An 8,028-nucleotide genomic window follows, 5' to 3' on the forward strand; every position below is an offset into this window, starting at 1 on the left:
GTCATTACCGGGTTCGGTCGGATTCATGAAAGGCCGGTAGCGGTGTACTCGCAGGATTTCACGGTAATGGGCGGGACACTCGGTGAGATGCATGGGAAAAAGATTGCCCGGATTCTTCAATTGGCGATTGACAGCAAATGCCCTGTCATCGGCATTAATGACAGCGGTGGGGCGCGGATCCAGGAAGGCATTCACTCACTTGCCGGATATGGAGACATCTTCAGGCTGAACACCCTGGCTTCAGGGTACATCCCCCAGATTTCAGTAATCGTCGGCCCTTGTGCGGGAGGAGCTGTTTATTCTCCCGGGATAACGGACTTTGTATTCATGGTTGATTCGGTCAGCCATATGTTTGTGACCGGTCCTAATGTGGTAAAAAAGGTTTTATACCAAGACATCGACAAGGAAGCATTGGGCGGATCAGTAATGCATGCCACTGTCAGCGGTGTGTGCCATTTCAGAAATCCGAATGAAGAACAATGCTTTGAGAAAGTAAGAAACCTTCTTGCTTATCTGCCGCAGTGTTGGGATGAAGAGAGAAGTCCAATCAAGTTTGGTGATAAGCAAAGAATTGAACCGTCAGTATTTCCCGAGATTCCCCGGAACCCTAAGTTATCCTATGATGTTAGAGAAATCCTGAAAGCAGTAGTGGATGAGAAATCCTTTCTGGAAATCTCGGAAGAGTTTGCCAAGAATTTGGTAATCGGATTTGGAACGATTGCAGGATCATCTGTTGGTGTTATTGCCAATCAGACAAAGGTACTTGCCGGAGTCTTGGATTGTGATGCGAGCGACAAGGCGAGCCGATTCATTCGATTCTGTGATGCATTCAATATCCCTCTGCTCACCTTCGTTGATGTTCCGGGCTTCCTGCCCGGGCTGGAGCAGGAAAGGAAAGGCATCATTAGACACGGGGCGAAGCTGTTATTCGCGTATGCAGAGTCCACAGTTCCCAAGATTACCATCATCTTACGTAAGGCTTATGGTGGTGCCTATATCGCAATGTGTTCCAAACATCTTGGATCAGACTTTGTCTATTCCTGGGATACCGGGGAGATTGCCGTTATGGGAGCTGAAGGGGCGGTAGAAATACTGTTCAAGAATGAATTGCAGAATGCTCCCAATCCAAAAGAGTTGATTGAGAAGCTTGAGAAGGAGTATGCAGATACGTTTGTGAATCCGACCATAGCTGCAGAGAGTGGTATCATTGATGAGATCATTGAGCCTGAACAGACGAGACAGGTGATAATCCAATCACTGATGCAACTACAGAGAAAGGAACAGCAGATTCTCAAGAAGAAGCATGGGAATATTCCTCTATAGGATTTTGTAATAATCAAGAAGGTGAATATGGAATTTCGTGATCTGAAGAAGCAGTATCAGGCACTCAAGGAACGGATGGACAAGGCCGTCATCGAGGTGATGACCGATTGCAACTTCATCAGCGGCAGGCAGGTGAATGAGCTTGAAGAGAAGCTCGCGTCTTATGTGGGTGTGAAGCATTGTATCACCTGCGGCAACGGAACCGACGCCCTGTCGATGATGCTGATGGCCTGGGGCATTGGAGAAGGCGATGCGGTGTTCGTCCCCGACTTCACTTTCTTCGCAACCGGTGAGGTAGTTTCTTTCGAAGGTGCGACGCCGGTGTTCGTCGATGTCGACCCCGATACCTTCAACATGGATCCTGTAAGTCTTGAGAAGGCCATCCTGGCCGTCAAGGGTGAAGGAAAGCTGGCTCCCAAGGTCGTGATTCCCGTGGACTTGTTCGGGCTTCCTGCCGAATATGACCGCATAAACGAGATTGCTCACCGGTACGGCATGAAGGTGCTTGAGGATGCGGCACAGGGATTCGGGGGCATGTACAAGGGTCGGAAAGCATGCTCACTCGGCGATGCAGCAACCACTTCTTTCTTCCCGGCTAAGCCGTTGGGATGCTATGGAGATGGGGGAGCAATCTTCACCAATGACGATGAAGAAGCTCAGTACCTGCGTTCAATAGCAGTGCATGGCAAGGGTTCATTCAAGTACGACAATGTGCGGATCGGCTGGAACTCGCGTCTCGATACCATGCAGGCTGCAATCATGTTGGTTAAGTTTGATGCCTTCACCGAGTATGAACTTGAGGATGTGAACAAGGTTGCGGCTTGGTATACCGATGCCCTGAAGGACAAGGTGAAGACGCCTGTTGTCCCTGAGGAATGTTATTCAAGTTGGGCACAGTACACCATCCAGGTGAAGAGTGAAGAAGAGCGTATTGCCTTGCAACAAAAGCTCAAGGAACAGGGCATCCCCACCATGGTGTATTACCCTAAGCCGATGCATGAGCAGACAGCTTTCAAGGGATTGAAGCAATATGTTCCATGTCCGGTTACGGAGAAATTGTGTAATACGGTGGTCTCGTTGCCGTTGGATGGGTATAAAGAAGTATCGGAAGTGGATAAAATTAAGACGCATATTCTTGGCGAAAGCAGCTAATTAAAAATGAGTATTAAAATCTGTCATGTAACTAGTGTTCATTCAAGGTACGATGTGCGTATTTTTAAAAAAGAGTGTATCTCTCTTAATAAACATGGGTTTGATGTAAGTCTATTAGTGAATGATACTATTCCTAGTGAATTAATAGATGGTATCAAGATAGTCTCAACAGGTAGAATAGATGATAATAAGTGGAAGAGAATATTCATCGGCGTTCCTAGGATGCGTCGAGAATTAATTCAAATTGATGCAAGGGTATATCATTTGCATGACCCAGAGTTATTGACGCTTGTAAGATTCCTTAAACGGAAAGGCAAGATTGTAATTTTCGATAGTCATGAAGATTATCTTTCTACTGTTGGTGTGAAAGAATGGATTCCAAAGTTTTTTCGAAAAATCATTAGGAATTTTTATGAGTATTATGAGAGACGTACAATAAAACTGTGTGATGGTGCAGTGGTTTGTTATCATTGGACTGCGGAAAGGTTCTCAGAGATTTGTAGACAAGTTCAAATGGTTCTGAATTTTCCTATTGTTAATAATGGATGGAAAATCAAACAAAATGACTTTGCTTCGAGATCTCTATGTTTTGCAGGTGGAATATCGAGACAATGGTGCCATCATGAGATTGTTAAGGCGTTAGGAATAATTGGTGATGCAACCTATAAAGCTGCAGGAAAAGTCTCAGATGATTATCTAAATGAATTACAAAATCTTAGTGGTTGGGATCAAGTACAATTTTTCGGTAAACTAAATCATAACGAAGTTTATTCAAAGATATATTCAAACTCATATATTGGTGTTGTTCTTCTCGACTACATACCACAATGCAAATTCACTGTTGGAAATTTGTCCAATACAAAATTTTTTGAAGTCATGTATGCTGGATTACCAATCATCTGTACTGATTTTGATTTATGGAAAGAAATTGTAGATCAAGAGAATTGTGGCATCTGTGTTAACCCACATGATATAGAACAAATTGTTTCGGCAATTAACTATCTATTAGATAATCCAGAGATTGCGAAGCAGATGGGTGAGAATGGAAGAAATGCAGTATTAAATAAGTATAACTGGAGTACTGAAGAGAAGAAGCTACTAGCATTGTATGAAAGAGTGCTGAACCAAACCTCGTGATTGGTTTTTTAAGTAGTCAAGATGAAAATTATTGAATTGAGATAAGGGACTAATTGATGATCAATATTATTGGCTTAGGTTACATCGGCTTGCCAACAGCTTTAATGTTCGCGACACATGGAACAGAAGTGGTTGGTACTGATTACAATACACATTTGGTAAATGAGTTGAATGCCGGGAGAACCACCTTCAAAGAAGATGGTCTTGAAGCATTATTTGAGGAAGCCCTTAATAAGGGTATAACCTTTACTACAAAGTATCAGAAAACTGATATATATATCATTGCAGTCCCCACCCCCTATGACAAGCGTAACAAGAAAATCGACCCTGCTTATGTGATAGCAGCGGTTGAAAACGTCCTAGAGGTTTGCCCTAAAGGTGCTTGTATTGTTATTGAGTCGACTGTGCCACCTGGGACAATTGATAGATACATTCGACCAACGATTGAATCCAAAGGATTTGTCATAGGAAAGGATGTTCATTTAGCCCATGCTCCAGAGAGGATCATTCCAGGTAATATGGTTTATGAATTGAAATATAATTCAAGGACCATCGGGACGGACAGTCAAGAAATAGCAACGCGTATCAAAGAACTATATACATCCTTCTGTCAGAGTGAAATAGTAACAACCGATATCAGGACTGCAGAAATGACCAAGGTGGTGGAAAACACCTTCCGTGATATCAACATTGCCTATGCCAATGAACTTACAAAGATTTGCAGAAGAGAAGGCATGGATGTGTATGAAATAATTAGGATTGCAAATAAACACCCGCGTGTAAACATACTTTCCCCTGGTCCTGGAGTAGGAGGGCATTGCATCTCCGTTGATCCTTGGTTTTTGGTTGGAGATTTTCCAGATCTTGCCAATCTTATATGGCAGGCACGGAAAATCAATGACTCCATGCCTGAGTTTGTCTTGGAACGGATTCATAACATCATGAAAGATCAATCCATCACAGATGTTGGGAGGGTGGGGTTGTACGGTCTCACGTACAAAGAAGATGTTGATGATGTACGAGAGAGCCCGACGCTTCAATTGCTTGACTGTATGACCAGACATCTTTCATCCGGTCTTAAAGTATATGATCCATGGGTCAAGCGAGATATTGTTGCAAACCAATATCATGAGTTTGATGCTTTTCTCCAAGATGTCGATCTGGTGGTAATCATGGTCGCTCATAGCGAGATACGTGAGAACATGGATAAGCTTCAAGGTAAAGTTGTTCTTGATACTAGAAAGGTATGCGAATTGCCTAATACATATAGGTTGTAGTATGAAAACAGTAATGCTTGTATTTGGAACACGTCCTGAGGCCATTAAGATGTGCCCCTTGGTGAATGAGTTAAAAAGACGAGAGGGAATCAAGACCGTTGTTTGTGTAACAGGACAGCACAGAGAGATGTTGGATCAAGTTCTGGACGCTTTCTCTGTTGTTCCTGATTATGATTTATCCATCATGCTTCCCAAGCAGACATTATTTGACATTACTACGAATATCCTAAATAAGATAAAGGAAGTCTTGGAAGAGGTTGCTCCTGATGTTGTCCTTGTGCATGGAGACACCTCAACCACCTTTGTGACTGCCCTTGCCTGTTTCTACCTTCAAATTCCTATTGGGCATGTTGAAGCAGGGCTGAGAACAAATAATATCTTCTCTCCCTATCCAGAGGAGTTCAATAGACAAGCAGTAAGTATCATATCACAGTATAATTTTGCACCCACTGAACTTTCTAAGCAGAATCTCCTCAAAGAAGGTAAAAATCCGGATTCTATTTTTGTGACGGGCAATACCGCAATAGATGCTTTGAAAACTACCGTTAGGGAAGACTATTCTCACCCACAATTAGACTGGGTCGAAGGAAGTCGGTTGATTTTAATAACTGCTCATCGTAGGGAAAATCTTGGTCAGCCAATGCATAACATGTTCAGGGCAATTAGAAGGATCATCGATGAACATCATGATGTAAAGGCAATCTATCCAATCCACTTCAATCCTACAGTAAGACAGGCAGCAAATGATGAGCTGGGAGGTTGCGATAGAATTAGAATCATCGAACCTCTTGATGTTCTAGACTTCCATAATTTCTTAGCCAGATCCTACATGATACTCACCGATAGTGGTGGTATCCAGGAAGAAGCCCCTTCTCTTGGTAAGCCTGTGTTGGTCATGCGGGATACAACAGAACGACCTGAAGGGATTGAAGCAGGGACGTTGAAGCTTGTTGGGACAACAGAAGAAGTAATTTATGAGAATTTCAAATTACTGCTGGAAAATGAGCAAGCATATAAAGCAATGAGTCAAGCTAGCAATCCGTATGGCGATGGGTTTGCGTGTAAGAGAATTGCGGATGTAATATCAGAACAACATCTATGAGAAAAAGTGTGGACCATAGGTACCAGGTGCAACTTCCATATTTTCCACAAAAACCTGCATCTGGGGCTTTCAGATTGCGATTTTGGGATTCCGGGTACCGGGTAAAACTTCCAAAAAATCCACACACCTACAAATGAGGCTCTCATTTTACCCAGTGCTATGAGTACGTTATAGTATACACTTTCTTGTGAACAGGAGTTCGATTTGGAGACACTTTTTCTTCGGTTGCTCCCGTTTTGTTTTACAACCATCAACCTTAGAGTCCATGAAAACCATGATTTAAAAATTACATAAAACACCAAGAAAACCATACGTCATAGAAGCTGCCACCTACTGAAGTTTTCTCAAAGAGGTTTGCGCTATGATTACCTTTACCAGTATTAAAAATAACAACATCTTTGAAAGTGAGTACGCAAGCTTTACAAAGAACAATACAATCTCTTTTCCTCCTAAAGGAAAAATTGCTGTGTTATATGGTCCTAATGGAGCAGGCAAAACTTCGTTGGTGAAAGTTCTTCAAAAAGATGAGGGGACAAGTGTTGCATTTGAGTATGAAGGAGTTTCATATACTGATCCAACCCTAATGTTCCATATAATCAGTGATCAGAATAATCGAAACATTGTTCAAGGTGATTGTGGAGACTTCCTTCTTGGTGATCAGATTCATCGAGAAGAGCAGCTTAACAAAGACATTGATAGTGGTTTTGATCTATTAGCAGAAAAAATTATCAATAAGCTGAAAGAGTATGGAATTAAAGCAGCTAACAGCTCTTTGCTTAATCTAATCACTGACAGTACAGTCAAAGGCGTTCTGAAAGACTTTGCCAACAAACAAAGTAACGGTAAGAACAATAAAACGGTTGATAGTCTTCAACTCCTTAGTAATTTTGATAAAGTTGAAATAACCGAAGAAGAGCAAACAAAGCTTGCGGCACTACAGAATGATATTGCTAAGAAAAATGATTCCTTGATAAGGAAGATTAAAGAACTAGCAACACAAACGCTTCCTTCAATCAATGGCTTCAAACACATCGATGTGTATAGTGAAGCTATCAGAATTCTTGAGCATTTTAAAAGTGATGATTGCATCGTATGTGATCACCCCATACAGTGGGAAACTTTAGTTAAAAGTAAGACTGATCGCCGCCAAAGTCTCATCGCAAGGATAGAAGAGAAACACAGAAAAGACATAGAGGCAATCATCTCATCATCCCCTTCGGATGATCCTTTCTCGATGAGAGAGATTCTCCTTCAAACTCTTGATACCGGTGATGCTTCTAAGCTCATAGAGTTGTGTGCCCTGTTCGACTATTTTGAAAAGCTATATCAGTCTTTGGTACTCAGTGAGATAGCGGCAATCGTGCTAAAAGAAAAATCACTCATTTCCAATATGGAGGAGTTGAGCAAACTGATTGCCGGGAAACTAGAGTTGAGTGAAGAAGATGAGCTATATATCCAAAGCATCATCAAGAACTCCATGGATAAAGATCTTAAACTCCTTCGTAATCCTGAGACAAAGAATATCACCATCAGAGTTGCAGACCACGACCTATTAGGAGTAGAGAGATCAAAGTTACCGTTGAGCACAGGAGAACAAAACTTTCTCTCTTTGAGCTTTGAGTTTCTCAAAGCCAAGAACCAGAAAGAACCAATCATTGTCATAGACGATCCTATATCGAGTTTTGATTCCATTTATAAAAACAAGGTCGTCTATAGCCTGGTTAAGATTCTTGAGGAGAAACAATGCCTTGTCCTTACCCATACTGTAGAGTTGCTCAGGTTATTGGAAGCTCAATATAGAAATTGCTACTCTCTCTACCTTTTGAATAATACCGAAGATGCAGAGAATGGGTTTATCAAGGTAGCTGACAGTGAGAAAAAGCTTATTATCAGCTTGAAAGACCTGCTGAAGGCTTTTAGAGGAGAAGTGCTGAAAGAAGTCAAAGATCAAAGACTCTTTCTTATATCGATGATTCCATTTCTTCGAGGCTATTCTTCAATCAGTGGGGATCAATCATATGAGACACTCACTTCGCT

At 41.8% G+C, this 8,028-nt stretch carries 6 protein-coding genes; all 6 read left to right on the forward strand.

Annotation, left to right across the window (positions count from 1 at the left end; genetic code table 11):
• Positions 1–1,323, forward strand: a 1,323-nt coding sequence (locus tag JF818_RS03370; RefSeq protein WP_198890573.1) for an acyl-CoA carboxylase subunit beta, incomplete at its 5' end; no start/stop codon positions are given.
• A gap of 27 nt (positions 1,324–1,350) precedes the next feature.
• Positions 1,351–2,475: a DegT/DnrJ/EryC1/StrS aminotransferase family protein gene (locus JF818_RS03375; protein ID WP_198890574.1), complete on the forward strand. Its 1,125-nt coding sequence runs from the start codon at positions 1,351–1,353 to the stop codon at positions 2,473–2,475.
• Between the two features lie 6 nt (positions 2,476–2,481).
• A complete protein-coding gene (locus tag JF818_RS03380) occupies positions 2,482–3,612 on the forward strand; it encodes a glycosyltransferase family 4 protein (RefSeq protein ID WP_198890575.1) in 1,131 nt (376 codons plus the stop codon).
• 56 nt (positions 3,613–3,668) lie between these two features.
• Positions 3,669–4,889: a nucleotide sugar dehydrogenase gene (locus JF818_RS03385; RefSeq protein ID WP_198890576.1), complete on the forward strand. Its 1,221-nt coding sequence runs from the start codon at positions 3,669–3,671 to the stop codon at positions 4,887–4,889.
• Between the two features lies 1 nt (position 4,890).
• Positions 4,891–5,991: a non-hydrolyzing UDP-N-acetylglucosamine 2-epimerase gene (gene wecB / locus JF818_RS03390; RefSeq protein WP_198890577.1), complete on the forward strand. Its 1,101-nt coding sequence runs from the start codon at positions 4,891–4,893 to the stop codon at positions 5,989–5,991.
• A 361-nt stretch (positions 5,992–6,352) separates the two neighbouring features.
• Positions 6,353–8,028, forward strand: a 1,676-nt coding sequence (locus JF818_RS03395) for an AAA family ATPase (protein ID WP_198890578.1), incomplete at its 3' end; no start/stop codon positions are given.

Origin of the sequence: Sphaerochaeta sp. S2, assembly GCF_016406725.1 — a bacterium.
GTDB lineage: Bacteria > Spirochaetota > Spirochaetia > Sphaerochaetales > Sphaerochaetaceae > Sphaerochaeta.

Coding starts and splice junctions, on each gene's coding strand:
- JF818_RS03380 (WP_198890575.1), top strand. CDS start 2,482: ATGAGTATTAAAATCTGTCATGTAACTAGTGTTCATTCAAGGTACGAT.
- JF818_RS03375 (WP_198890574.1), top strand. CDS start 1,351: ATGGAATTTCGTGATCTGAAGAAGCAGTATCAGGCACTCAAGGAACGG.
- wecB (WP_198890577.1), top strand. CDS start 4,891: ATGAAAACAGTAATGCTTGTATTTGGAACACGTCCTGAGGCCATTAAG.
- JF818_RS03385 (WP_198890576.1), top strand. CDS start 3,669: ATGATCAATATTATTGGCTTAGGTTACATCGGCTTGCCAACAGCTTTA.